The sequence below is a fragment of the Paramagnetospirillum magneticum AMB-1 genome, from assembly GCF_000009985.1.
Lineage (GTDB): Bacteria > Pseudomonadota > Alphaproteobacteria > Rhodospirillales > Magnetospirillaceae > Phaeospirillum > Phaeospirillum magneticum.
In genome coordinates this window covers 1178040-1202591 of sequence record NC_007626.1, presented here as the reverse complement: position 1 = coordinate 1202591, position 24552 = coordinate 1178040, and the positions used below count along the sequence as shown (strand labels likewise).

The following is a 24552-nucleotide window of genomic DNA, read 5'->3' as shown; positions in this document are numbered from 1 at the left end:
CCCAACATTTTTCGCATTATAAGTGCTTATACTTATCCACGAGCCATCTTGGCCAGGCGCATGCGTAGGGCGTTCAGCTTGATGAAGCCCTGGGCGTCGCGCTGGTCATAGACCGAGTCTTCCTCGAAGGTGACGTAGTCCATGCGATAGAGCGACTTGGGCGACTTGCGGCCGACCACCGAGGCCACGCCCTTGAACAGCTTGAGCCGCACGGTGCCGCTGACGTTCTCGCTGACCTTGTCGATCATGGTCTGGATGGCGATGCGCTCGGGCGCGAACCAGAAGCCGTTGTAGATCAGCTCGGCATAGCGGGGCATCAGCTCGTCCTTGAGGTGGGACTCGCCGCGATCCAGCGTCAGGCTTTCCATGGCGCGGTGCGCCACGATCAGCACCGAGCCGCCGGGGGTCTCGTAGACGCCGCGGCTCTTCATGCCGACGAAGCGGTTTTCCACCAGATCCAGGCGGCCGATACCGTTGGCGCCGCCCAGCTCGTTCAGCTTGGTCAGCAGTGCGGCCGGGCTCAGACGTACGCCGTCGATGGCCACGGCGTCGCCCTTCTCGAACTCGATCTCGATATAGGTGGGCTTGTCCGGGGCGTTCTCGGGCGCCACCGAGCGGGTGTACATGTCCTCGAAGGGCTCGACCCACGGGTCTTCCAGCGCCTTGCCCTCATAGGAGATGTGCAGCAGGTTGGCGTCGGTGGAATAAGGCGCCTCGCCCCGCTTGTCCTTGGCGATGGGAATCTGGTGCTTCTCGGCGAAGTCCAGCAGCTTGGTGCGGCTGGTCAGGTCCCACAGACGCCACGGCGCGATGACCTTGATGTCGGGCTTCAGGGCGTAATAGCCCATCTCGAAGCGCACCTGGTCGTTGCCCTTGCCGGTGGCGCCGTGGGACACCGCATCGGCGCCGACCATGTTGGCGATCTCGATCTGGCGCTTGGAGATCAGCGGCCGGGCGATGGAGGTGCCCAGCAGGTAGACGCCCTCGTACAGCGCGTTGGCGCGGAACATGGGGAAGACGAAGTCGCGGACGAATTCCTCGCGCAGGTCGTCGATGAAGATGTTCTCTTCCTTGATGCCCATCAGGCGGGCCTTGGCGCGGGCCGGCTCCAGCTCCTCGCCCTGGCCGAGATCGGCGGTGAAGGTCACCACTTCGCACTGATACTGGTCCTGCAGCCAGCGCAGGATGATGGAGGTATCGAGACCGCCGGAATAGGCCAGAACGACCTTCTTGACTTCGCCCTTCATGGCAGACGCCTTTCCGAGATGGGGGAGGGAATTGGGCGCGCAGTATAGGCAAAGCGCGCCCGAGGGCAAGGAGAGTCAGCCGTGATGCTCGTCCGCGATGCCGGCGGCGGCGCGGGCCTTGGCGAGGGATGCCCTTTCCCGCTGGCTTTCCGAGCGCAGCTGGCCGCAGGCGGCCAGGATGTCGCGGCCCCGGGGCATGCGGATGGGGGCGGAATAGCCCGCATCCTGCAAGATGTCCGAGAAGGCCTTGGTGGTCTTGATGTCGGGAGTATCGAACTCCGATCCCGGCCAGGGATTGAACGGGATCAGGTTGAACTTGGCCGGCAGCCCCTTGACCAGCTTCAGCAGGGCACGGGCGTCGGCGGCGGAATCGTTGATGCCCTTCAGCATGATGTATTCGAAGGTGATGCGCCGGGCATTGGAGGCGCCGGGATACTCGCGGCAGGCCTGCATCAGCTCCTTCAGGGGGTACTTCTTGTTGATGGGCATGATGCGGTCGCGGATCTCGTCGGTGACCGCGTGCAGGCTGACCGCCAGATTGACGCCCAGGCGCTCGCCGCATTCCTTCATCATGGGAACCACGCCCGAGGTGGACAGCGTGATGCGGCGCTTGGAGATGCCGATGCCTTCGCCGTCCATGGCGATTTCCAGGGCGGTGGCGACGTTCTCGAAATTATAGAGCGGCTCGCCCATGCCCATGACCACGATGTTGGACAACTGGCGCCCGCCATCGTCGGGAGTCGGCCACTCGCCATAGGAATCGCGGGCCACCATGAACTGGCCGACGATCTCGGCCGCCGACAGGTTGCGCACCAGCAGCTGGGTGCCGGTGTGGCAGAAGCGGCAGGTCAGGGTACAGCCCACCTGGGTGGAGATGCACACCGCGCCGCGCTCCTCGTCGGCATCGGGGATGTAGACGGTCTCGGCCTCGTGGCCGTCGTCGAACTTCAACAGCCACTTGCGCGTGGTGTCGGCGGAAATCAGCTCCTTGGTCACCCCGGGGCGGCGGACCACGTAGCGCTCGGCCAGGGCGCCGTGCATGCTTTTGGAGATGGAGGTCATCTTGGCGAAATCGGTTTCGCCGCGATTGTACATCCAGTGCCAAAGCTGCTTGGCCCGGAAGGGTTTCTCGCCGATGGAGGCCATCTCGGCGATCAGCTGATCGCGTGACAGGCCGATGAGGTTGGTCTTGCTGTCGTCCATGACGGCAACACATAAGGAGGGGCGCGCCGCAAAGCAATGGCGGCGTTGCGAATTCTCCGTCAAGGCAGCTATGATGCATGCGTAACCGGTCGGTATAGAATGGAGGTTGGCATGGCTCCCCCGTCCCGCAGGGAAGATCTGGTCGAGGCGGCGTTGCGTCTGTTTTTGCGCGACGGCTTTCACGCCACCGGCATCGCCGCCATTCTGGATGAGGCGGGGCTGACCAAGATGACGCTGTATCATCACTTCAAGTCCAAGGAGGAACTGATCGTCGCCGCCCTGGAATTGCGCGACCTTCGTTTCCGCGACTGGCTGTTCGGCCGCATGCAGGCCATGGGTGGGACGCCGCGGGCCCAGGTGCTGAACATGTTCGATGTCCTGGGCGAATGGTTCCGGGGCGAAGCGGCCCTGGGCGGCGAGGCGCCGGAAGTGTTCCGCGGCTGTCCCTTCGTCAAGGCCTCGGCGGAATACGCCGAACCCGCCGATCCCATTCACCGGGTGGCCGGCGACCACAAGCGCCGCATCGTCGAGACCCTGGGCGAGATGTGCCACAAGGCGGAGCTGCCCGAGCCCGAGCGTCTGGCCCGCCGCCTCGCCCTGCTCAAGGAAGGCGCCATCGCCGATGCCACCATCGCCGGCGACGCCCTGGCTGCCGCCGAGGCCAAGCTGATGGCCGTGCGCATGCTGTGAGGGGATGGGGCTGCGCGGGGCTGCCGCCTCCTGTTCTCGGTGAGATGGGCCCCGCTTGGAGGCCATGCCTCCAAACCTCTCTTGTGCGTATTCATGAATTCAACCCGAGGACGCCAGCCGCTTCAGGCTGAAAGATCCTTCGCGGTGCTCTAAACATTGGCTCAGACAAACCGAAGCCCCGCCGGAGACATTGCGTTCCGCGCGGGGCTTATGGTTTGGGGACCTACAGGTCCTCGATGTTCGGCGCACAGGCCGATAAGTCGCGAGAGTGATTTGTACTAGTACCTGGTGCCACTATGTCAGCACCTCAAACTCGACCCGGTGGTGTCATGCTGTCAACATCCTCCTCTCCGGTGGAACCGATGCCTCGGGTGAAGCAATTGGTGCATCGGATACTTCGGTGACAACCTTCCAATCCCGGTACGCCTCCATCTCTGTTACAGGTTAATTATCGCCAAGCCGAGGTCGATTGTCAAGAATTAGCCCATCATCCGGACCAAGCAAAAGGGCGCTCCCTTGGGAGCGCCCTGGTTGCGGTGGCAGGATGATCCCGAGCTATTCCACCAGTTCGGGGATCTTGTCGGTCTTGGAGGCGGAGGCCAGGAACTCGAAGGCCAGCTTGCCGTCCTCGCCGACGCGGACGCGGACGATGCCGCCCTTGGACAGGCGTCCGAACAGCAATTCCTCGGCCAGGGCCTTCTTGATGTGCTCCTGGATGACGCGGGCCAGGGGGCGGGCGCCGAACGAGCGGTCGTAGCCCTTCTTGGCCAGCCAGGCGCGAGCCTCGTCGGTCAGCTCGATGGTGACGTCGCGGTCGCCCAGCTGGGTTTCCAACTGCATGACGAACTTGTCCACCACCTGGGCGACGATTTCCGGCGTCAGGTTGGCGAAGGCGATGGTCGAGTCCAGGCGGTTGCGGAATTCCGGGCTGAACATGCGGTTGATGGCGTCGGTGTCGTCGCCTTCCCGCGTCTCGCGGCCGAAGCCGATGGCGGACTTGGCCAGGTCGGCGGCGCCCGCGTTGGTGGTCATGATCAGGATCACGTTGCGGAAGTCGACGGTCTTGCCGTTATGGTCGGTGAGGCGGCCGTGATCCATGACCTGGAGCAGGATATTGAACAGGTCGGGATGGGCCTTCTCGATCTCGTCGAGCAGCAGGACGCTGTGCGGATGCTGATCGATGGCGTCGGTGAGCAGGCCGCCCTGATCAAAGCCCACATAGCCGGGCGGCGCGCCGATCAGGCGTGACACCGAGTGGCGCTCCATGTACTCGCTCATGTCAAAGCGGGTCAGCTCGATGCCCATGATCTTGGCCAATTGCCGGGCGACCTCGGTCTTGCCGACACCGGTGGGGCCGGAGAACAGGTAGCAGCCGATGGGCTTTTCCGGTTCGCGCAGCCCGGCGCGGGCCAGCTTGATGGCGCTGGCCAGGGCCTCGATGGCCTTGTCCTGGCCGAACACCAGGGTCTTCAGGTCCCGTTCCAGGTTGCGCAGCGCCTCCACGTCGTTGGTGGACACGCTTTTCGGAGGGATGCGGGCGATCTTGGCGACGATCTCCTCCACGTCCCGGACGGTGACCGTCTTGCGGCGCTTGGATTCGGGCAGCAGCATGCGCGACGCGCCCACTTCGTCGATGACGTCGATGGCCTTGTCGGGCAGCTTGCGGTCGGTGATGTATTTCGCCGACAGCTCGACCGCCGCCTTGATGGCCTCGGCGGTGTAGCGCACCTTATGATGGCTTTCGTAATAGGTCTTGATGCCGTTCAAAATCTTGATGGTATCGGGGATGGACGGCTCGTTGACGTCGATCTTCTGGAAGCGCCGCACCAGGGCGCGGTCCTTCTCGAAGTGATTGCGGAATTCCTTGTAGGTGGTCGAGCCGATGCAGCGCAGCGACCCCGAGGCCAGGGCGGGCTTCAGCAGGTTGGACGCGTCCATGGAGCCGCCCGAGGTGGCGCCGGCGCCGATCACCGTGTGAATCTCGTCGATGAACATCACCGCGCCGTCATAGTTTTCCAGCTCGGTGACCACCGCCTTCAGGCGCTCCTCGAAATCGCCGCGATAGCGGGTTCCGGCCAGCAGCGAGCCCATGTCGAGCGCAAAGATGGTGGCGTTCTTGAGGACGTCGGGCACCTCGCCGTTGACGATGCGCCGGGCCAGCCCCTCGGCGATGGCGGTCTTGCCCACGCCGGGATCGCCCACGTAAAGCGGGTTGTTCTTGGACCGGCGGCACAGGATCTGGATGGTGCGGTCGATCTCCTCGTCACGGCCGATCAGCGGGTCGATCTTGCCCTGGGCGGCCTTCTTGTTGAGGTTGATGCAATAGGCGTTCAGCGCCTCTTGGCCCTTCTTCACCACCTTGTCCGGATTGGCTTCGTCGTCGGCGCCGTGGACGGTGCGGTTCTGGCCGCGGCCCGGCGCCTTGGCGACGCCGTGGCTGATGTAATTGACCGCGTCGAGCCGGGTCATGTCCTGGCTTTGCAGGAAGTAGACGGCGTGGCTTTCCCGCTCGGAGAACAGGGCCACGATGACGTTGGCCCCGGTCACCTCTTCGCGGCCCGAGGACTGGACGTGAATGGCGGCGCGCTGCACGACGCGCTGGAACCCGGCGGTGGGCTTGGGGTCGGTCCCGCGAGGGGAGACCAGCTCCGACAGGTTGGTGTCAATGAATTCGCCCAGGTCCCGCTTCAGCTTGTCCACGTCGACGTTGCAGGCCCGCAGCACCGCCACGGCGTCCTGATCGTCGGTGAGGGCCAGCAGCAGGTGCTCGAGCGTCGCGTATTCGTGACGGCGCTCGGTGGCGTGAGACAAGGCACGGTGCAGGCTCTGCTCCAGATTGCGCGACAGCATAGGGGCCGATCCTTATCCAAGGGGAATGCCGGCAGGAGGCTGGCTATTCCTTTTCTATCGTACACTGCAGCGGATGCTGGTTCTGGCGCGCCAGGTCCATGACCTGGGTTACCTTGGTCTCCGCCACCTCATATGTGTAAACACCGCAAATCCCGACACCGCGGGTATGAACATGCAGCATGACGCGGGTCGCATCCTCGCGGCTCTTGTTGAAAAAGCGTTCGAGGACGTGAACGACGAACTCCATGGGAGTGTAGTCGTCGTTCAGCATCAGGACCTTGTACATGGACGGCTTCTTGGTTTTGGGGCGGGTCTTGATGACCACTCCCGTCTGACCGTCGTCACCGTCGCGCTTGTCGTTCCCGTTCTCGCTCATGCCTGTGTGCTTGGACCTTGGTTGCAATTTACACCCCTATCATATTGGGAGCCGATGGCTTGGGAAAAGGCCCCTTTTTCCGCATGGGGGCGATGCGGGCATGAAAAAAGGCCCGGTGGACGGACCACCGGGCCTCTTGACAAGAAGGGTTGCCGGACTAGGCGGCGGCCTTGACCAGCTTGTCGACGGTGGCGGTGACCCGGTCGTTGATGGGCGCCAGGGTCTCTTCGACCAGCTTCACCGACTGCTCGGCCAGGAGGGTGGACTCGGTCACCAGCTTGTCCACGCCCGACTTGGTGAGGTCGGTCTGCAGGTCGATGAATTCCTGCAGGCTCTTGACGCCCAGCAGGGCCTTGGAGGCGGCGACCTGCTCCTCGATGCTGGCCTGGGTCAGGCCGACGAAAGCCTTGGTGATGTCCTGCAGGCCCTTGGTCAGGATGGTGCCGGCCTTGACGAAGGCCTCGACGTTCTCCTTGGCCTGGGACAGCACGTCCTCGTAGCCCTTGTAGGCGGCGGTCTGGGCCTTCACGGCGGCCTCGACCTGCTCCTTGCTGATGGCGACGGCCTTGTCGTAGCCCTTGGCGGCGGCATCGGACGAGGCCTTCACCACGGTCTCGACGGCTTCCTTGGAGGCGGCCACGGCGACCTCGACCTGCTCCTTGGCGGAGGCGACGGCCTTGTCGTAGCCCTTGGCGGCCTGATCATAGCCCTTGGCGGCGGCGTCGGCCGAAGCCTTCACCACGGATTCGATGGTTTCCTTGCCGACGGTGACCGCCTGCTCGATGGTCTTGACCGCTTCGGCGTGGGCCTTGGCGATGGGGGCGGCGGTCGGGGTGGCGGCGGCCGGAGCGGGGGCCTGGGTCGCCTTCGCCGGAGCGGGGGCGGCAACGGCCTTGGCGGCGGGGGCGGCAACGGCCTTGGCGGCGGGGGCGGCGGTCTTGGCGGGGGCCTGCTTGGCCTTGATGGTGGTGGTCATGATCTGAATTCCCTGATTCGAGGGCGGCAGGGGGCATACAGATCGCCCCATGCTGCGATGCAACATGGGCGTATCATGATGTCCGGGTAGCAGCGAGTCAATAGGGTATATTGCGCTGCAACATATCCTTAATGGGGGCGGTCGAACTACCAGGCCGCCAGACCCGACGGCCCGACTTTCAGGGTGAATTCGCCGGTGGCGCCGCGCTTGCGGTCGTATTCCCGGAAGGGGTCGACGGGAATGGGTCCGGGGGGCGTGATTGTGTCGCGGCCGGGGTCCTGGGCGATCAGGGCGGCGGGAAGGCTGGCGGCATCGAAGGCGGCGGAGAGATAGGCCCAGGCGGTGAAGACGTACCGGCCCTGATGGCACGACGCGGCGGTCCAATAATAGGAGTGGGACGGCAATTGCAGTCCCTCGGCCGGCGGTCCGAACGCTCCGGACTGCCCCAGGGCTGATTCGAGCCCGTCATAGGCGCCCTGGCTCAGGGCGACGCTGGCCACGTCGGCCCGCCAGGGCGACAGCGGGTCCCACAGGTCCATGGTGGCCACGTTGCCGTTGCGGATGGCGCTGATCTTCAGGGCCTTGGCCGCGCCATCCCATTCATAGACGCGAACCTGCTGGCCCCACAGGCCGTTATAGACCACGCGGAACCGCTCGGCCGATCCGGCGGCGCAGGCGCTAGCGATGTCGCTGCCTTCGATGAAGGAGAACCACTGGGCCTTGCGGTAAAGCGGGTTGCCGATGTCGTCGCCGGTATAGGCGCATCCCGCCAGCAGGGCGAGGGTGGCGGCGAACGTCGGAAGGGCGAGGCGGCGGAGCATGGCGTATCCAATGACAGGAGGTCGGGGCAAGGAAAGATAAACCGGTAAATATGGCGGGAATCGGGCGTCCGCGACGCTTTACACCGATTCGCAAAATCTTTAAGGTTTGCGCGATACCCTAAACCAACTCAGTCGTTGAACGGAAGGTCGAGACGTTGCACCTGAGCCGCACCGGATTCCTGAACCGCCTTCGCCTGATTGCCGTCGCCCTGGGCGTCGCGATCATCGCCGTGGCCCAGCCGGCCGAGGCCGGACGCTACGCCTCCATCGTCATCGATGCGGAAAACGGTTCCGTCCTGCATGCGGCCAATCCCGACACGAGATCCTATCCGGCATCCCTGACCAAGGTGATGACCCTGTTCCTGCTGTTCGACGAGCTGGATTCCGGGCGCATCCGGCTGGATTCCAAGTTCACCACCTCGGCCCATGCCGCCGCCCAGTCGCCGTCCAAGCTGGGGCTCGAACCCGGCGAAAAGATTTCCGTGGAAAGCCTGATCCTCGCCCTGGTCACCAAGTCGGCCAACGATGCCGCCGTGGTGGCGGCCGAAGGCGTGGGCGGGACCGAGACCCGCTTCGCCCATATGATGACCCAGAAGGCTCATGCGCTGGGCATGCGCAACACGGTCTACCGCAACGCCTCGGGGCTGCCCGATACCGGCCAGGTGTCCACGGTGCGCGACCAGGCCACCCTGGCCCGCGCCCTGATCCGCAGCCATCCCGGCTATTACAAATATTTTTCCACCCGTCAGTTCGTCTATGACGGCCAGCCCATCAACACCCATAACCGACTGATGTTGCGCTATCAGGGCGCCGACGGCATCAAGACCGGCTATATCCACGCCTCGGGCTTCAATCTCATCTCGTCGGCCAAGCGCGGCGACAAGCGCATCATCGGCGTGGTGTTCGGCGGCAGCACCGCCTCGTCGCGCGACAACCACATGGGCCAGCTGCTGGACAAGGGCTTCGCCAAGCTGCGGCGGGGCGGCGGCGTCGAGATGGCGGCCGCCGAGACCGAGACCGAGGGCAACGACGACCTGCCCGACCTGGACGACCTGGAGGCCGCCGCCCAGGCGGCCAAGGCCCCGGCCAAGGCTCCGGCCAAGGCCGTCGCCAAGGCCAAGCCGGCTCCCGCCAAGAAGGTCGTCCTGCGTGCCCCCGCCCGCGCCGCCGATGACGACGACGACGACGACGACGCGGTGGGCGATGCCGACCCGTCGGGCTGGGCCATCCAGGTGGGGGCGTTCAGCGAGTACCGTCCGGCCCACAAGGCGGCCAGCGACGCGGCCAAGAAGCTGGGTGGGCTGGTGTCCAAGGCCTCCATCGACATCGACAAGGCCGGCAAGGGCGCCAAGGCCCTCTATCGCGCCCGCATTTCCGGCTTTACCGAGGATCAGGCCCGTGCCGCCTGCAAGCGCCTGGGCAAGGCCGGAAAGTCCTGCAAGACGGTCAATCCCAACGCCTGAGGCGATCGGCCAGCCCCGGCGGCGTCACAGCGCCGCCAGCCCCACGTCGACCGATGGATGAACCTTGAAGATGCGCAGCAGGCCGCTGACCTCGAACACTTCGCGGATGGTCTCGCTCATGCCGCACAGATGGACGTGGTAGCCGTCGGCGCTGCCCCATTTGGCGGCGATGATCAGCGCCCGCAATCCGGCGCTGGTGATGAACTTCAGTTCGGAGAAATCGACGAGCAGGGCTCTGGGCTTGTCGTGCAAGCCGGCCATCAGTTGCTCCTGGAACTGATCGGCCCCGGCGCTGGAGAGCCGGCCGGACACCGTCACGATGACGGCTCCCGCCTGTCGGACGACAGCGATATTCATGACAGAGGCATCCCCCTTCGAGGGTCCGCTTTGATCAAGCGAAGGCGATTGCATTCCTTGCCCCTAACATAGCCAAGCCGGTCCGGCTTCGTCTCGATTAATTGCGGACCGGACCCAGGAACCGCACCGCCACGCAGGTCAGGTCGTCGCTGTGGGGCTGGCCGCCCTCGAAGGCGCGCACTGCCGCCAGCACCCCGTCGCAGAGCGCCGCCGGCGCCAGATGGGCAAGCCCCTCCAGCACCGCCACCAGCCCCGTCTTGCCGAACTCCGCCTCGGCCGGGTCGATGGCTTCGACCACGCCGTCGGTGTAGACGAACAGGCTGTCGCCGGGCGCCAGGGCAAGAGCCGCGTCGTGGTAGTCGCTGCCGCCCATGACGCCCACCAGCAGATCGTTGGTGCCCGCCACCCACTCCACGCCCCCCTCGGCGCGAAGCACGACCGGCCAGTTGTGGCCGCCATTGGCATAGGTGAAGACGCCGGTGGCGCAATCCATGATGCCGTAGAACAGCGACACGAACATGCCTTCGGGATTGTCGGCGCTGAGATGGTCGTTCAGCCGGCCCAGGCACTCGGCCGGCGACAGGCCGAACAGGGCGGTGGCGCGCAGCTGGGTGCGCACCATGGCCATGTAGACCGCCGCCGGAACCCCCTTGCCCGACACATCGCCGACGGCGATGCCGATGCGGTCGCCGTCCAGGGCGAAGAAGTCGTAGAAGTCGCCGCCCACCTCGCGGGCCGGGTCCATCAGGCCATGTCCGGCCAGGGAGGAATGCGGCGGAAAGACCTTGGGCAGGATCGAGCGCTGCACCTCGCGGGCGATGGTCAGTTCCTTCTCCAGCGCCTGGAGATAGGACAGCTCGACCTCGCGCAGACGCTTCTTCTCCAGGCAGGCGCCGATGCGCGCCCGCAGCAGCACCCGGTTGAACGGTTTGGGCAGGTAGTCCTCGGCCCCCGCCTCGATGCAGCGCACGATGCTGTCCAGGCCGTCCAGGGCGGAAATCATGATCACCGGCAGCGAGCGCAGGCGGGAATCGGCCTTGATGGCCTTCAGCACCTCGTCGCCATTCATGCCGGGCATGATCATGTCCAGCAGCACCAGATCGAAGGCCTGCCCGAACACCGCTTCCACGGCGGCCAGGCCGTCCGCCACGGCGACCACCTGATGGCCTTCGCGCGACAGGTAGCGGACCAGAACGTCGCGGTTGGCCTTGCTGTCATCGGCCACCAGGACCCGGCCGGCGGGATAGGTGACGAGGTCGGGACCGTCGTCCTCGGCCTCCTCCGCCGCCATGGCGCGCGACAAGGCGGGCAGCGCCCGCTCGATGGCCACCATGACCTCGGCGACGCCTTCGAGCAGCGGACCAAGGGCGGCCGAGACCGCCTCGAGCCCTTCCTCGGCGGCGATCTCCTGGACCAGCTCGCCATAGCCCTTGAGGGCGACCAGAGGCGTGCGCAGGTCATGACGAAGACGGGAGCATGCGGTCTCGATACTGCCATCGTCATCAAGCTCGGGCCGGCAGCCGGCGACCATCTCCACCAGAAGAGCCGCCGCATTGTCGATCTCGCCGATCTCGTCGGCGAAGGCCGCCGTCGAGGAATCGGCGGCCAGAGTCGCGGCAGAGGCCCTGATGGACCGTGCCGCCGGTCCCACCACGGCCTGGACTCTCTCGGCGATGGCCTCCAATCGGCGGTCGAATGCGGTCACGGCCATGACGCTCAGGCCCGCCGCAGCAGGGTCTCGATCTTCTCCAGCAATTGAGGAAGCTCGATGGGCTTGGTTTCGTAGCCATCGCAGCCCGCCGCCAGCGCCTGCTCGCGGTCGCTGGCCATGGCGTGGGCGGTCAGGGCAATGATCGGTATGCGCGCCAGGGCGGGGCTGGCCTTGATCTGGCGGGTGGCGTCCCATCCGTTCAGCACCGGCAGGCTCATGTCCATCAGGATCAGGTCGGGATTCTCGCTGGCCGCCATGGCGACGCCTTCGCCGCCATCCACCGCCATCACCACCTCGTAGCCCTTGCGCTGCAACCGGCGGGACAACATGTCCCGGTTCATCTCGTTATCCTCGACCAACAAAATCCTGGCCATGATCGCCCCCGGGCAACGGCGCCCCATCAACTGGAAGGGTACATATTCAAAGAAGCTATTTGATCGGCCTATTGCTTGCAACTACAATCACCCGCGCCAAATCGCCATAAACTTCGAGCCATACAACAAATATATGATGAAAGAAGTGGCGGGTGGACGGAGGCCGGGGATGAATTTAAATTTATACTGGTTACAATGTGGCGGATGCGGTGGCGACACCATGTCTTTCCTGAATTCTGAGACTCCCGATATCTTGCAGTTATTCTCGGGACTTGGGATCGATGTTGTTTATCACCCATCCCTCTCCAACACCTCGCAGGCCGAGCAGCACTCTCAACTTGAGGTTATATCTTCCGGCGAGATGCCCCTCGACATCCTGGTGGTAGAGGGCGCAGTCCTTCGCGGTCCGGCCGGCACCGGGATGTACGACACCAAGGGCCGCCGGCCGAAGAAGGATATCGTCGCGGCCCTGGCGCGTCAGGCGCGTTTCGTGGTCGCCGCCGGGACCTGCGCCGCGTTCGGCGGATTCGGCGCCCGCACCGAGATCGAGGCCACCGGCCTGCAGTTTCACCGTTCCGAGCCCGGTGGGTTCCTCGGCGCCGATTTCCGCGCGAAATCCGGCCTGCCGGTCCTCAACCTGTCGGGCTGTCCCTGCCACCCCCAGGTGCTGTCCAGCGTGCTGACCGCCCTGGCCACCGGCGCCGAGTTGCCCCTCGCCCCCCTGAACCGCCCGCTGCCATGGTACGGCATGATGGTTCACCAGGGCTGCACCAGAAACGAGTATCACGAGTACAGGGTCGAGGAAGACAATTTCGGCGAGAAGGGCTGCCTGTTCTTCCACATGGGCTGCCACGGCCCCCTGGTCACCGGCCCCTGCAACAAGCTTCTGTGGAACCAGCGCTCATCCAAGACCCGGGCCGGCGTCCCCTGCTTCGGCTGTACCAGCCCGGAATTCCCGCAGGACCACGCCTTCTTCGAGACCCGCAACATCGAGGGCATCCCCCTTGACCTCCCCAACGGGATCAACCGCGCCCATTACATGGTCTACAAGGTCATGGCCGCCGCCGCCGCGCCCGAGCGCCTGCGCCAGCGCCGCACCGACATTTAGGGGGGGGGAAAACCGATGGCCGTTCGCAAGATACTCGATGTTCCCGTCAACCGGGTCGAGGGCGACCTGGAACTGCGCCTGGAGATCGCCGACGGCATGGTGGTCGACGCCTGGAGCGCCGGCACCATGTTCCGCGGCTTCGAACGCCTGCTGATCGGGCGGGGCGCCCTGGACGGGCTGGTGGTGACGCCCCGCATCTGCGGCATCTGCAGCACCACCCACCTGATGACGGCGGCCAAGGCGCTCGACGCGGTGGCCGGGGCCAAGGTGCCCGACAACGGCGTCCGGCTGCGCAACCTCGCCCTGATGGCCGAGCATGTCCAAAGCGACGTTCGCCAGGGCATCCTGATGTTCCTGGTGGATTTCGCCAATCCCGCCTACCGCGCCCAGCCGCTGTATGACGAGGCGGTGCGCCGCTATGCCCCGCTGGCCGGCGAGGCCGTCGCCGAGGCGGTGCGCGAGACCAAGCATGTGGTCGAGATCATCGCCATCATCGGCGGCCAGTGGCCCCACAGCTCGTTCATGGTACCGGGCGGCCTGTCCTATGCCCCGCCGGTGGCCGAGTTGCTGCAGTGCCGCCATGTCCTCGATGGCTTCCGGGGGTGGTACGAGCGGCGCATCCTCGGTTGTTCCCTGGACCGCTGGCGAGCGGTGGACAGCCTGGAGGCGCTGGACCTCTGGCTGGAGGAATCCGCCGCCCATCGCGACAGCGACGTGGGCTTCCTGCTGCGCTTCGGCCGGACCATCGGGCTGGACCGCCTGGGAGGGGGGCACGGCAATTTCCTGTCCTGCGGCTCGCTGGACCTGCCGGCGGAGACGGCGGCGCGGGGCGTCGGCGGCCATCTGGTCCCGTCGGGCTTCGCCCGGGGCGCGGTGGTGGAGGGCTTCGACCCAGCGGCCATTGCCGAGCATGTGGCGGCGTCCTGGTACGCGGCCTACGAGGGCGGGCGCCACCCGGCCGAGGGCGAGACCGAGCCCTATGCCTCGGGCGAGGAGGGACGCCGCTATTCCTGGGTCAAGGCCGCCCGCTATCTCGGCACCCCGGCGGAGACCGGCCCCTTCGCCGAGCGGATCGTGGCGGGCGACCCGCTGTTCACGGACCTGCTGCGCCGGCAGGGGCCCAATGCCCTGGCCCGCGAGCTGGCCCGCCTGACCCGGCCCGCCACGCTGCTGCCCGCCATGGCGTTGTGGCTTGGCGAGGTCATCGCCAGCGGCGGCCACGACATCTATGCCGATCCCGGCCCCATCCCCGACGGCGCCGGCATCGGCATGATTCAGGCGGCGCGGGGCGCGCTGGGTCACTGGATAGCCATCAAGGACGGACGGATCGAACGCTACCAGATCATCACGCCCACCGTGTGGAACGGCTCGCCCCGGGATTCGGGCGGGGTGCGCGGTCCGTGGGAGGAAGCCCTGATCGGCACGCCGGTGGCGGACGCAGACAATCCCGTGGAGGTCGGCCATGTGATCCGCTCCTTCGACCCCTGTCTGGTCTGTTCCGTCCATACGGTACGCAAGGGCCGAAGCCTCGGCCGCGTGCGTCTGGAGGCCTGAGATGGGCCGCCCGCGCCGCATCATCTGCGTCGGCAACCGCCATCGTCCCGACGACGATCTCGGCCCCCGCGTCCACGACCTGCTGGCCGGGGCGGCACTGCCCCAGGGGGTCGAACTGGTGGATGGCGGCCTGTGCGGCCTGGACCTGCTCTTGACCGTCGAGACGGCCGGGCGGGCGGTGTTCGTCGATACCGTCGCGGGCTTTGGCCTGCCGGGTCAGGTGGTGATGCTGTCGCGGCACGAGGTGGCGGCCCTGGCCGAGGGGTCCTGGGGCCACGATTCCGGCCTGCCCTACCTCTTCCACCTGCTGCCAAGGGTCTGCGACGGCGCGGTGCCCGAGGTGATCCTGGTGGGCGGCGAGGCGCCCGCCGGGGACATGCTCGTCGCCGCCCTTGCCGCCCGTGCCGTCGAGGAGGCATCCAAGCCATGACCGACCGCATCGCCGAGCTTGTCGCCGAGAACGCCCTGCTGCGCGGCGAGATCCGCGTCGCCCGCGAGGCCGCCGAGATCACCGCCCGGCTGGTGGTCAAGCAGTTCGAGGAGACCGAAAGGCTGCTCGACCGCTTCCAGAGCGCCAACGCCCAACGTCAGGCGGTGCTGGACGCGGCGCTGCAGATGTCGATCATCGCCACCGACATGAACGGCAAAGTGCTGCTGTTCAACCGCGGCGCCGAGACCCTGCTGGGCTATGCCAGCGACGAGGTGGTAGGCCAAAGCACCCTGCTGGACTTCCTGCTGCCCGAGGAGGTCGCCGCCCATGCCGACGAGCTGGCCGCCGAACTGGGCCATGCGGTCTCGCCGGAGACCCTGTTCGCCGAATACGTCCGGCACGGCCTGATCTCGGCCCGGGAATGGACCTACCGGCGCAAGGACGGCACCCGCTTTCCCGTCAGCCTGTCCATCACGCCCCTGAAGGGCGGCGACGGCGGTCTGGCCGGCACCCTGGCGGCGGCCATGGACATCACCGAGCGCAAATGGGCCGAGGAGGAGGCCCACCGGGCCAAGCAGGCGGCCGAGGCGGCCAATCAGGCCAAGAGCAGCTTCCTGGCCAATATGAGCCACGAACTGCGCACGCCCTTGAACGCCATCATCGGCTACAGCGAGATGCTGCAGGAAGAGATGGAGGACCTGGGCCAGGACGATCTGATTCCCGATCTGGCCAAGATCCATTCCGCCGGCCGCCACCTGCTGACCCTGATCAACGACGTGCTGGACATCTCCAAGATCGAAGCGGGCAAGATGGACCTGTTCGTCGAGGCGTTCGAGATCGCTCCCATGGTGGCCGACGTGGTCGCCACCATCTCGCCGCTGATCCAGAAGAACGGCAATACCCTGGTGGTTGACGGCGCCGGGGAGATCGGCGCCATGGAGGCCGATCTGACCAAGGTGCGCCAGACGCTGTTCAACCTGCTCAGCAATGCCAGCAAGTTCACCTCGGACGGTACCATCACCCTGTCCACCCGCCGCCAGGGCGAGTGGATCGAATTCGCCGTGGCCGATACCGGCATCGGCATGGCGCCCGCCGAACTGGACCGCCTGTTCCAGGCCTTCTCGCAGGCCGATGCCTCCACCACCCGCAAGTTCGGCGGCACCGGCCTGGGCCTGGCCATCAGCCGCACCTTCTGCCGCATGATGGGCGGCGACATCGCGGTGGCGAGCGAACCGGGGCGGGGCACCACCTTCACCGTGCGCCTGCCCGCGGTTTCCGCCAGCCCCAAGGCGGCACGACCGGCCGGCGCCATCGAGTCCGGCCCGGAGCTGCCCCTGGTGCTGGTCATCGACGACGACGCCGTGGCCCGCGACCTTCTCGGCCGCTTCCTGGACGAGAACGGCTTTCGGGCGCGCTTTGCCGCCGACGGGCCGCTGGGCCTGGAGATGGCGCGCGCCCTCCGGCCGGCGGCCATCACCCTGGACGTGATGATGCCGGGCATGGACGGCTGGTCGGTGCTGACCGCGCTGAAGACCGACCCGGAACTGGCGGCGATTCCGGTGATCATGGTGTCGGTGGTGGAGAATCAGGCCCTGGGCTACGCACTGGGCGCCCACCACTTCATGTCCAAGCCCATCGACCGCGACCAATTGGCCGAGGTGCTGTCCCGCTTCAAGGAAGCCGGCCCCATCGAACGCATCCTGGTGGTGGAGGACGACCACACCAACCGCGAGATGCTGCGCCGCATGCTGGTCAAGGAGGGCTGGTCGGTGATCGAGGCAGCCAATGGGCGGATCGCCCTGGAACGCGTCGCCGAATCCCGCCCCGACCTGATCCTGCTGGACCTGATGATGCCCGAGATGGATGGCTTTGAATTCGTCTCCGAGCTTCGCCGCCATTCCGCCTGGCACGCGATTCCGGTGGTGGTCCTCACCGCCAAGGATATCGGCCAGGATGACCGCGACCGGCTGGCCGGGGGCGTCCAGAAGGTGCTGCAGAAGGGCGCGGCGGACAACGAGACCCTGCTGACCGAGCTGAAGCGCCTGGTCACCCCGGGCTGACCCCGCCAGGCCCCTCAGGCCATGTCCCGATGAGACCGCCTCATCGGGACATGGCCTGAGGGGCGAGCGCTAAATCTGATACGCTCCTCCCCCCGACTTGTCGGGGGGAGGGGGATTGACGGCGCAGGTTTAAGGCCCGTTGCTCCAGGCCCAAGTGGCCGTGCGCCTTATGGCGCGGGAGCCAAGCCGCCCACTGGCGGCGCCCGGCGCATGAGGGCGTCCCGGTGATCGCTATTGATCAACGGGACTTGGTATCAGGCCGGCATGTCCTCCAGCAGGGGCGAACGGACCGTCTTGGGGAAGCGCAGGGTGAAGGTGGTGCCCCGCCCCGGCTCGCTGGCCACGTCGATCTGGCCGTTCAGCGAGCCGGTGACCACGTTGAAGACGATGTGCAGCCCCAGCCCCGACCCACCATTGCCCCGGCGGGTGGTGAAGAACGGGTCGAAGATGCGCGACAGGTTCTCGGCGGAGATGCCCTTGCCGTCATCGGAAAAGGCCAGCAGCACCTCGTCGCCCAGGTCCTGGACCCTGATGCCCAGGATACCGGCCTGGTTCTCCTCGTAGGCGTGGACCACGGCGTTCATCACCAGATTGGTCAGCACCTGCGACAGGATGCCGGGATAGGAGTTCATCTCGATACCGTCGGGACAGGAAACCTCCACCCCCAGCCGACGTTTCTTGATGGTGGGCGTCAGGCTGTTGAGGATTTCCTCGATATAGGTCTTGAGATCGAAGCGGCGGCGCTCGGCGCTGGTCTGGTCCACCGCCACCTGCTTGAAGCTGTGGATCAGCTCGGCCGCCCGGTTCATGTTGGCCAGCAGCAGCCGGGCGGTCTCGGCGGCGACGCCCAGATAATCGAGGAAATCCTCCTCGGTCATGGCCTGCTCGCCGTACAGCTTGCGCAGCCGTTCGGTCTCCGACGCCAGGGTCGAGGCCCCGGTCAGGCCGATCCCCACCGGCGTGTTGATCTCGTGGGCCACGCCGGCCACCAGCCCGCCCAGGGACGCCATCTTTTCCGCCTGGATCAGGCTTTGCTGCGCCTGCTGCAGGTCGGACAGGGCGGCTTCGGCGGCGTTCTTGGCCCGCAGCAGCTCGTCTTCCATGCGCTTGCGCTCGGAAATGGGAATGATGGTGGCCAGCAGCGCCTTCTCGCCCTGGTAGACCAGCAGGCGGGCCGACATCAGCGCCCAGAAGGGCACGTCCCCCGCCCCCATGACCTGGACTTCGAACTCGTTGACGGCGCCGTGCAGGCTGAGCTGCTGGAACAGCCGCTCGCGGTCCTCCGCCGACAGATGGTCCTCGACGGCGTCATAGCTGTCGAGCAGCCCCAGCAGCAGGGAGGCGGGCTGGTTGACGTGGAGCAGCGAATGGTCGGACAGGCGCGATACGGTCAGCGGGGTGGGAATGGCTTCGAGCAGATCGCGCTGGGCCTCGGCGGCGCGGGTCTGGGCGGCAAGCTCCTCGCGCCGCAGACCCTCGGCCTGCAGCCGTTCCAGCATGGTGTTGAAGGCGTCGACCAGACGGCCGATCTCGTCGCCGCTGTCCCACTTGGCCCGCCGGTCATAGTCGTTGGTCTGGCGCACCGCCTCGGCGACCTCGGCCAGATGACCGATGGGCACGGCGATGCGCCGGGCCACCAGCAGGACCAGGATCAGGATCACCGACAACAGCGCGCCGGCCAAGCCGAAATGCTCCCACATGCGGCGGAAGAAGCCTTCGATGCGGATGTTGAGCAGGCGGTTGAGTTCGCTGCTGGTCTGCACCCAGACGACCTTGGTGGCCTGCAGCGAGGTATCGATGGCCCGGCTGACCGGTTCGGCCTGGATGGGGCCGGACTGGTCGATGATGCTGGCGCGCAGATCGGCCAGCAGGCCGGACAGCGCCGTATCGAGAAGGGCGAAGGCCGGCTTCAGGGCCCGTTCCAGGCTGCCGTCGGGATTGCCGCTGTAGCCGGCCAGCCGGTCGCCCTCGATGCCCTTGATGACGTTGGTCAGGCGCCCTTCCAGAATCAGGAACTCGGTGCGGTCGTCGGCGCTGATGGCCCCGTCATGCACCGAACGGTGGGCCTGGGCGCGGATCTGGGCCAGCAGGTCGACCAGTTCCGGGAAACGCAACAGCACCAGGGACATGGAGTAATAGGAATCGAGATCGGGATCGAGAATCAGGTTGGACTGATCGCCGATGCGCGAAATCAAGGCCCGCGCGCTGGTCACCGCCTTCAGGGCGGCCGCGTCGGTCCGCTGGGGCGACGCCGTGGCCAGGGGGCGGCTGCTGGCCAGCAGGTCGTCCGAGGCGATCCGGCTCGACATCTCCGGACCATAAAGCCCCTCCGCCCGCTCCAGGGCGGCCAGTTGCCCGACCGTCACCGTACCGTCCTCGGCGATGGCGAACAGGGCGTCGCGGACCGTGTCGATATAGACGTTGCCGGCCACTTCCTTGCGGGCGAAATTGATGGAGATGTATTTCTCTTCGGCCAGGGAGAAGCCGAGAAAGATCACCGCCACCATGTCGAGCGCATAGATCAGCAGCAGCTTCCCCGAGACGCTGATGCGCGAGATCATGCCCGTGCCCCCGCCTCGGTCTCGAACTGGCGCAGGCCGATGGCGGCGTCGGCGCTGGGAAACAGCCGCCGCAGCTCGGCCACCGTCTCGTTGAGGCGCTCGGGCAGTTCGGCCAGCAGGTGCAGCGCATCCCCCCAGCGGTCGTCCTGACAGGCCAGTTCCACCGCCTCGGCCAGATTGCGCAGCGAGGCCAGGCCGAAATTGGCCGAGGCCTCCTTCAGTCCATGGGATTCCGCCTGAACCCGGGCGCGGTCGCCGGCGGCGGCCCAGCGGGCGAAGTCGGCCCGCTTGGCCCGGGCATCCACCACGTAATCGGCCAGCAGGCCCGCCACCCGATCGGGGCTGAAGCGGTCCTGGAGATCATCGAGCACCGCCCGGTCGATCAGCGGCGTGCGCGGCACCATCGGTGGGCGGCGGGCAGAGCCGGGGGTCTTTTCCGCCAGGACGCGGGCGATCTCGCTGGCCAGCAGTTCGATCTGGAACGGCTTGGTGACGAAGCCGTCCATCCCCGCCTCCATGCAGCGCTCGAACTCGGCCGCCAAGGCGTTGGCGGTCAGAGCCAGGATGGGAATCTGGGCCACCGGCGCCTCGAGAGCGCGGATGCGGCGGGTGGATTCCAGCCCGTCCATCTCGGGCATCTGCATGTCCATCAGGACGATATCGTAGTCGCCCTCCTGCACGGCGCGCAGGGCCTGGGCGCCGTTATTGACCCCGGTGACCTTGTGGCCCGAGCGCTCGAGGATCAGGATCGCCACCTTCTGGTTGACGGGATTGTCCTCGGCCAGCAGCACCTTCAGCGGGCGCAGCGTCTTGGCCGGCGACGGCGGCGCGGCCGCTCCCTCCTCCAGGGCCACGGCCACCGGCAGACGCACCACGAACCAGAAGGTGCTGCCCTGGCCCGGCACGCTGTCCACCCCGATCTCGCCATTCATCAGCCGCACCAGATTCTGGCAGATGGCCAGCCCCAGCCCGGTGCCGCCGAAGCGCCGCGTGATGGAGGCGTCGGCCTGGGCGAAATTGGCGAACAGGCGCGACCGGGCCTCGGGCGAGATGCCGATGCCCGTATCCTTGACCTCCATGCGGATGGCGGCGATGCCGTCGGGCTGGATCTCGGCCGAGAGGTGCAGGGACACCTCGCCGGCTTCGGTGAACTTGATGGCGTTGGACAGCAGGTTCAGCAGAACCTGACGCAGGCGGGTGGGATCGCCGGTCAGGCGCGCCGGAACGCCGCCCGCCGTCCAGCTGCGCAGGGCCAGGGACTTCTCCCTGGCGCGGGGCGTCATCAGATGGATGATGCTGTCCACCACCTTGGGCAGGTCGAAGGCGATGCGCTCCAGCTCCAGCTTGCCGGCCTCGATGCGCGACAGGTCGAGGATGTCGTTGAGGATGCTGAGCAGCACCTCGCCCGAGGACAGCACCGTCTCGGCATAATCGCGCTGGGTCTCGTCCAGGGGAGAATCCAGCAGCAGCCGGATCATTCCCAGGATGGCGTTCATGGGGGTGCGGATTTCGTGGCTCATCACCGCCAGGAATTCCGACTTGGCGACGCTGGCCGCCTCGGCGGCGGCGGAGCGCAGGCGTTCCTGCTCGTAGCGCTTGCGGTCGGTGATGTCGCCCAGAGACCCCACCAGCCGGGTGGGCGCGCCGTCAGGGCCGTAGCTGACCGCGCCGCGCATGCGCACCCACAGGGTCTGGCCCGAGACGTGGCGCATGCGGAACTGCAGGTCCAGGGTATCGCTGCGACGCTCGCACGCCTCGTCCAGCCCGGCCTGGAGCAGGGCGCGGTCCTCGGGATGGACGTGCTGGCGCCAGGTCTGGGGCGAGCCGTTGAGGCTGCCGGCCGCCACCCCCAGGATCTCCTCCATGCGCGGGCTGAAATAGATGTTCTGGACCTGGGGGCTCCAGTCCCACAGCGCCTCGTTGGCCCCCTTGGCGGCCAGCGCATAGCGCTCCTCGGACCGCTTGAGGTGCAGCAGACGCTCTTCCAGCGCCTCGATGAGGTGGACGTTGTCGTAGCCCAGCGCCACCTTGCTGCCGAACACCTCGATCAACTGGCGCTCCACATCGGGAATGGGTTGGGAGGTGGCCAGATAGATGGCCAGATGGCGGTAATGGGGGCTGTGCAGATACAGGCACAGATGGTCTTCGCCATAATGGGAATGCCGCTCGGACAGCGCCGTTCCGATGGCGGTGATGACCGAGGGCTCGCCCAGGTCGCGCAAGGTGCAGCCCGCCCGGTCCTCGAAGCCGCCCGACCCCGCCAGGATGGTGACGTGGTCGGCGCTCATCTCGGGGGCGTCATCCCTGACGGCACAGATCAGGCCATCCTCGCGGCAGCCCACCAGGGCCGACATCTGGGTCAGCACGCCGGCCGAGAACAGTTGCAGCGACCGCAACTGGAACAGCATGGCCGAGCCGTCGAGGATCTTTTCCAGGCCACGGCGGTTCAGCTCCAGCGCCATGATGTCCTCATAGGCGCGCAACGCCGCCACCACGGTGGTGAACAGCCGCTCCTGGGTCAGCTCGGTCTTGGGCTTGTAGTCGTTGATGTCGTAGGCGACGATCACGTCCTTTTCCGGCGCCTGTCCCGGCTGTCCGGTGCGCAGCACGATGCGGACACGCTTGTTGCGGAGCATGTTGCGGATGTACTGCACCAGCCGCAGCCCGGCATCCTCGGTCTCCATGACCACGTCGAGCAGCACCAGGGCGATCTGGGGCTCGTCGGCCAGGACACGCTCGGCCTCGGCGCCGGAATAGGCATCAAGGAAATGCACCGGGCGGCCGCCGAACGAAAAGTTGCGCAGCGCCAGCTTGGTGATGGCGTGGACCTCGGGATCATCGTCGACGATCAGGATAATCCAGGGAGACCGCGCGGCGATCTCCGGGCTCGCCCCCCGCTTCTCGGCAAATACGAGACCCTTGGCCATGGCGCCCCCCCAACAACAGCCATCGCACAAGCCTAATTGTTAGGCGAGTTTTTGCGAGTGCCTATTTTTAGGGCTCATCCGGGGCGCGAGGCAAGCCCCTGCCAGCCGAATCGGGGCGATCTGGTCTTTTGTATGGGCAACCGGACGTTGGGGGAATGCTCAGGACGGCCCTGCAGCGCCATCCCGGAGGGTGAAGAAGAACGTGGTTCCCCGGCCGGGCTCGGACTGCAGCCAGATGGTTCCGCCGAAGCGGTGAACGATCCGGCGGCACAGGGCCAGGCCCACCCCGGTGCCGTCGGCGTCGGACGCCGGGTTCAGCCGCTGGAAGATCTCGAAGATCTTTTCGTGATACTCGGGATCAATGCCGATGCCGTTGTCGGCCACGGCGAAGCGCCAGAAGCCTCCCGGCGCCCGCTCGGCCGTGACCGAAAGCCGCAGCCCGCGGTCCGGCGCGCGGTATTTGACGGCATTGCCCAACAAATTCTGAAACAGGCTGACCAGATGGACCTGATCAGCCATCACCACCGGCATGTCGCCGATCTCCACTTCGCCCCCGGCCTTGGACAGGTCAAGCTCCAGGTTCTTCAGGGCCTGGGCGACGGCCTCTCCCACCGGAATCGGAGCCAGGGGCGCCGCCTGGCGCGAAGCGCGGGAGAATTCCAGAAGATCATTGATCAGGCGTGCCATATGCTTGCCGCTGTCGACGATGAATCCGATGAAGTCATCGGCATCGGCGTCGATCCGGCTGCGGTAGCGAAGCTCCAGAAGCTGGGCGTAGCGGACGATGTTGCGGAGCGGCGTCTGCAGGTCGTGAGACGCCACATAGGCGAATTGCTCCAGATCGGCGTTGGACCGTTCCAGCGCCCGGTTCTTCTCCGAGAGGATGTCTTCGAATTTCTTGTGCTCGGTGATATCGAGATGGGTGCCGATCAGGCGCGAGGCCCGGCCATCGGGGTCTCGCCCGAACGCCCGGCCACGGCACAGCACCCACCTCCAGCCCCCATTCCTGGCCCGCAGGCGGAATTCGGCGCTGAAACTTTCGCTCCGTCCCTCGATGCAGTCGCACGCGGCGGCCTCGGCCCCTTGGCGGTCCTCGGGATGGAGAAGATCCCGCCAGGTCCGGCCGGCGGCCGGCAACTCCCCCGGCTCGTAGCCGAGCATGCGAAAATAGGCAGGGCTGAAATAGGCCTGATCGGTCTGGATATCCCAATCCCACAGGCCGTCGTTGCTGGCCTCCATGGCGAGGCGAAAGCGCGTTTCACTGTCGCTCAGCGCCTTTTCCACCTGGATACGGTCGGAAATGTCGCGGCCGACGATGATGAGGCAATCCTCCCCGTCCAGAACGGTGCGTTCGGCCGACAGCAGGGCGTCGACCACCTCGCCGTCCTTGCGGCGAATGCGAACCGCGAAGTTCTCCAGGCGGGTGGAAGTGCTCAGCGCCTCGAGCAGCCTCTGGCGTTCTTGGGGCGTCTCCCATATACCGATGTCGGAGGAAGTCCGGCCGATGACCTCATCGCGGCCATATCCCATGACCCGGGTGAAGGCGTCGTTGACATCCAGGTAGCGGCCGGTGGCAAGGGCGGTGATGGTGATGATGTCCGGGCAGACGGCAAACACCCGGGCGAATTTGGTCTCGGCCAGATCCGGATGCCGCTCTGTCGCCGTTTCCTGCATTGTGAGCGCCCCCTTGCCGGTTGATCACCACAGCGGCCAAACTACGACTTTAGGATAGCAAGACCACACCATATGGGGAAGCATATTGAAATCCAGGCCGGCATCGCCCGCCTCCCATGCCGACCATGAATGTTTTGTGTCCCCCCGACCGCGCCATGGCAGCCGCCGCC

Annotated in this window: 18 protein-coding genes; 6 read left to right on the top strand and 12 right to left on the bottom strand. The window is 66.3% G+C overall.

All coding sequences use genetic code 11. The features are described from left to right. Positions 1-32 precede the first annotated feature (32 nt). The gene (locus AMB_RS05720; protein ID WP_011383538.1) at positions 33-1247 is read right to left on the bottom strand and encodes an argininosuccinate synthase; all 1215 of its coding nucleotides are present in this window, start codon (positions 1245-1247) and stop codon (positions 33-35) included. Positions 1248-1322: 75 nt separating this feature from the next. Next, positions 1323-2450, bottom strand: coding sequence for a 23S rRNA (adenine(2503)-C(2))-methyltransferase RlmN (gene rlmN / locus AMB_RS05715; protein ID WP_043743546.1), 1128 nt, complete (start codon positions 2448-2450; stop codon positions 1323-1325). A 111-nt stretch (positions 2451-2561) separates the two neighbouring features. On the opposite strand from rlmN, the gene AMB_RS05710 reads away from it, so the two are divergent. Continuing rightward, positions 2562-3140, top strand: coding sequence for a TetR/AcrR family transcriptional regulator (locus tag AMB_RS05710; RefSeq protein WP_043746153.1), 579 nt, complete (start codon positions 2562-2564; stop codon positions 3138-3140). A 555-nt stretch (positions 3141-3695) separates the two neighbouring features. Here the strand turns inward: AMB_RS05710 and clpA are convergent. The 4 genes from clpA to AMB_RS05690 all read right to left on the bottom strand — a co-directional run bounded on the left by clpA (position 3696) and on the right by AMB_RS05690 (position 8163). Continuing rightward, a complete protein-coding gene (gene clpA / locus AMB_RS05705) occupies positions 3696-5990 on the bottom strand; it encodes an ATP-dependent Clp protease ATP-binding subunit ClpA (RefSeq protein ID WP_011383536.1) in 2295 nt (764 codons plus the stop codon). Between the two features lie 43 nt (positions 5991-6033). After that, positions 6034-6366 carry an ATP-dependent Clp protease adapter ClpS gene (clpS, locus tag AMB_RS05700; RefSeq protein WP_043743542.1) on the bottom strand — a complete coding sequence of 111 codons (333 nt, stop codon included), beginning with the start codon at positions 6364-6366 and terminating at the stop codon, positions 6034-6036. A gap of 157 nt (positions 6367-6523) precedes the next feature. Next, on the bottom strand, positions 6524-7342 hold the full coding sequence (gene phaP / locus AMB_RS23250; protein ID WP_050750642.1) for a phasin family protein: 819 nt from the start codon (positions 7340-7342) through the stop codon (positions 6524-6526). Between the two features lie 146 nt (positions 7343-7488). After that, positions 7489-8163: a hypothetical protein gene (locus AMB_RS05690; RefSeq protein ID WP_011383532.1), complete on the bottom strand. Its 675-nt coding sequence runs from the start codon at positions 8161-8163 to the stop codon at positions 7489-7491. A 155-nt stretch (positions 8164-8318) separates the two neighbouring features. Between AMB_RS05690 and AMB_RS05685 the strand changes: the two genes are divergently transcribed. Beyond that, positions 8319-9626, top strand: coding sequence for a D-alanyl-D-alanine carboxypeptidase (locus AMB_RS05685; RefSeq protein ID WP_011383531.1), 1308 nt, complete (start codon positions 8319-8321; stop codon positions 9624-9626). Between the two features lie 24 nt (positions 9627-9650). Here AMB_RS05685 and AMB_RS05680 read toward each other — a convergent pair whose 3' ends face one another. The 3 genes from AMB_RS05680 to AMB_RS05670 all read right to left on the bottom strand — a co-directional run bounded on the left by AMB_RS05680 (position 9651) and on the right by AMB_RS05670 (position 12068). After that, positions 9651-9983: an STAS domain-containing protein gene (locus tag AMB_RS05680; protein ID WP_050750641.1), complete on the bottom strand. Its 333-nt coding sequence runs from the start codon at positions 9981-9983 to the stop codon at positions 9651-9653. A gap of 97 nt (positions 9984-10080) precedes the next feature. After that, entirely contained in the window at positions 10081-11694 is a 1614-nt protein-coding gene (locus AMB_RS05675) for a PP2C family protein-serine/threonine phosphatase (protein ID WP_011383529.1), read from the bottom strand. Between the two features lie 5 nt (positions 11695-11699). Then, positions 11700-12068, bottom strand: a complete 369-nt coding sequence (locus AMB_RS05670; protein WP_043743538.1) for a response regulator — start codon at positions 12066-12068, stop codon at positions 11700-11702. On the opposite strand from AMB_RS05670, the gene AMB_RS05665 reads away from it, so the two are divergent. From AMB_RS05665 to AMB_RS05650, 4 genes are read left to right on the top strand one after another with little or no spacing between them, the layout of a single operon-like run. Next, entirely contained in the window at positions 12022-13176 is a 1155-nt protein-coding gene (locus tag AMB_RS05665) for a hydrogenase small subunit (protein WP_011383528.1), read from the top strand. The two genes, AMB_RS05670 and AMB_RS05665, sit on opposite strands and share 47 nt — an antisense overlap. A 15-nt stretch (positions 13177-13191) precedes the next feature. Further along, positions 13192-14730 carry a nickel-dependent hydrogenase large subunit gene (locus AMB_RS05660; RefSeq protein WP_011383527.1) on the top strand — a complete coding sequence of 513 codons (1539 nt, stop codon included), beginning with the start codon at positions 13192-13194 and terminating at the stop codon, positions 14728-14730. Between the two features lies 1 nt (position 14731). Beyond that, positions 14732-15160 (top strand): hydrogenase maturation protease, encoded by a 429-nt coding sequence (locus tag AMB_RS23245; protein WP_011383526.1) that lies wholly within the window; start codon positions 14732-14734, stop codon positions 15158-15160. Beyond that, on the top strand, positions 15157-17220 hold the full coding sequence (locus AMB_RS05650; RefSeq protein ID WP_011383525.1) for a response regulator: 2064 nt from the start codon (positions 15157-15159) through the stop codon (positions 17218-17220). The genes AMB_RS23245 and AMB_RS05650 overlap by 4 nt, the downstream gene beginning before the upstream one ends. 254 nt (positions 17221-17474) lie before the next feature. Here the strand turns inward: AMB_RS05650 and AMB_RS23720 are convergent, their stop codons facing one another. From AMB_RS23720 to AMB_RS24005, 3 genes are all read right to left on the bottom strand, one after another. Continuing rightward, complete coding sequence (locus AMB_RS23720) at positions 17475-19781, bottom strand: ATP-binding protein (RefSeq protein ID WP_011383524.1); 2307 nt, start codon at positions 19779-19781, stop codon at positions 17475-17477. Further along, a complete protein-coding gene (locus AMB_RS23235) occupies positions 19778-22708 on the bottom strand; it encodes a DUF3369 domain-containing protein (protein ID WP_011383523.1) in 2931 nt (976 codons plus the stop codon). Before AMB_RS23235 ends, AMB_RS23720 begins: the two co-directional genes overlap by 4 nt. Before the next feature lie 159 nt (positions 22709-22867). After that, complete coding sequence (locus tag AMB_RS24005) at positions 22868-24382, bottom strand: sensor histidine kinase (RefSeq protein ID WP_011383522.1); 1515 nt, start codon at positions 24380-24382, stop codon at positions 22868-22870. Positions 24383-24552: the final 170 nt, after the last annotated feature.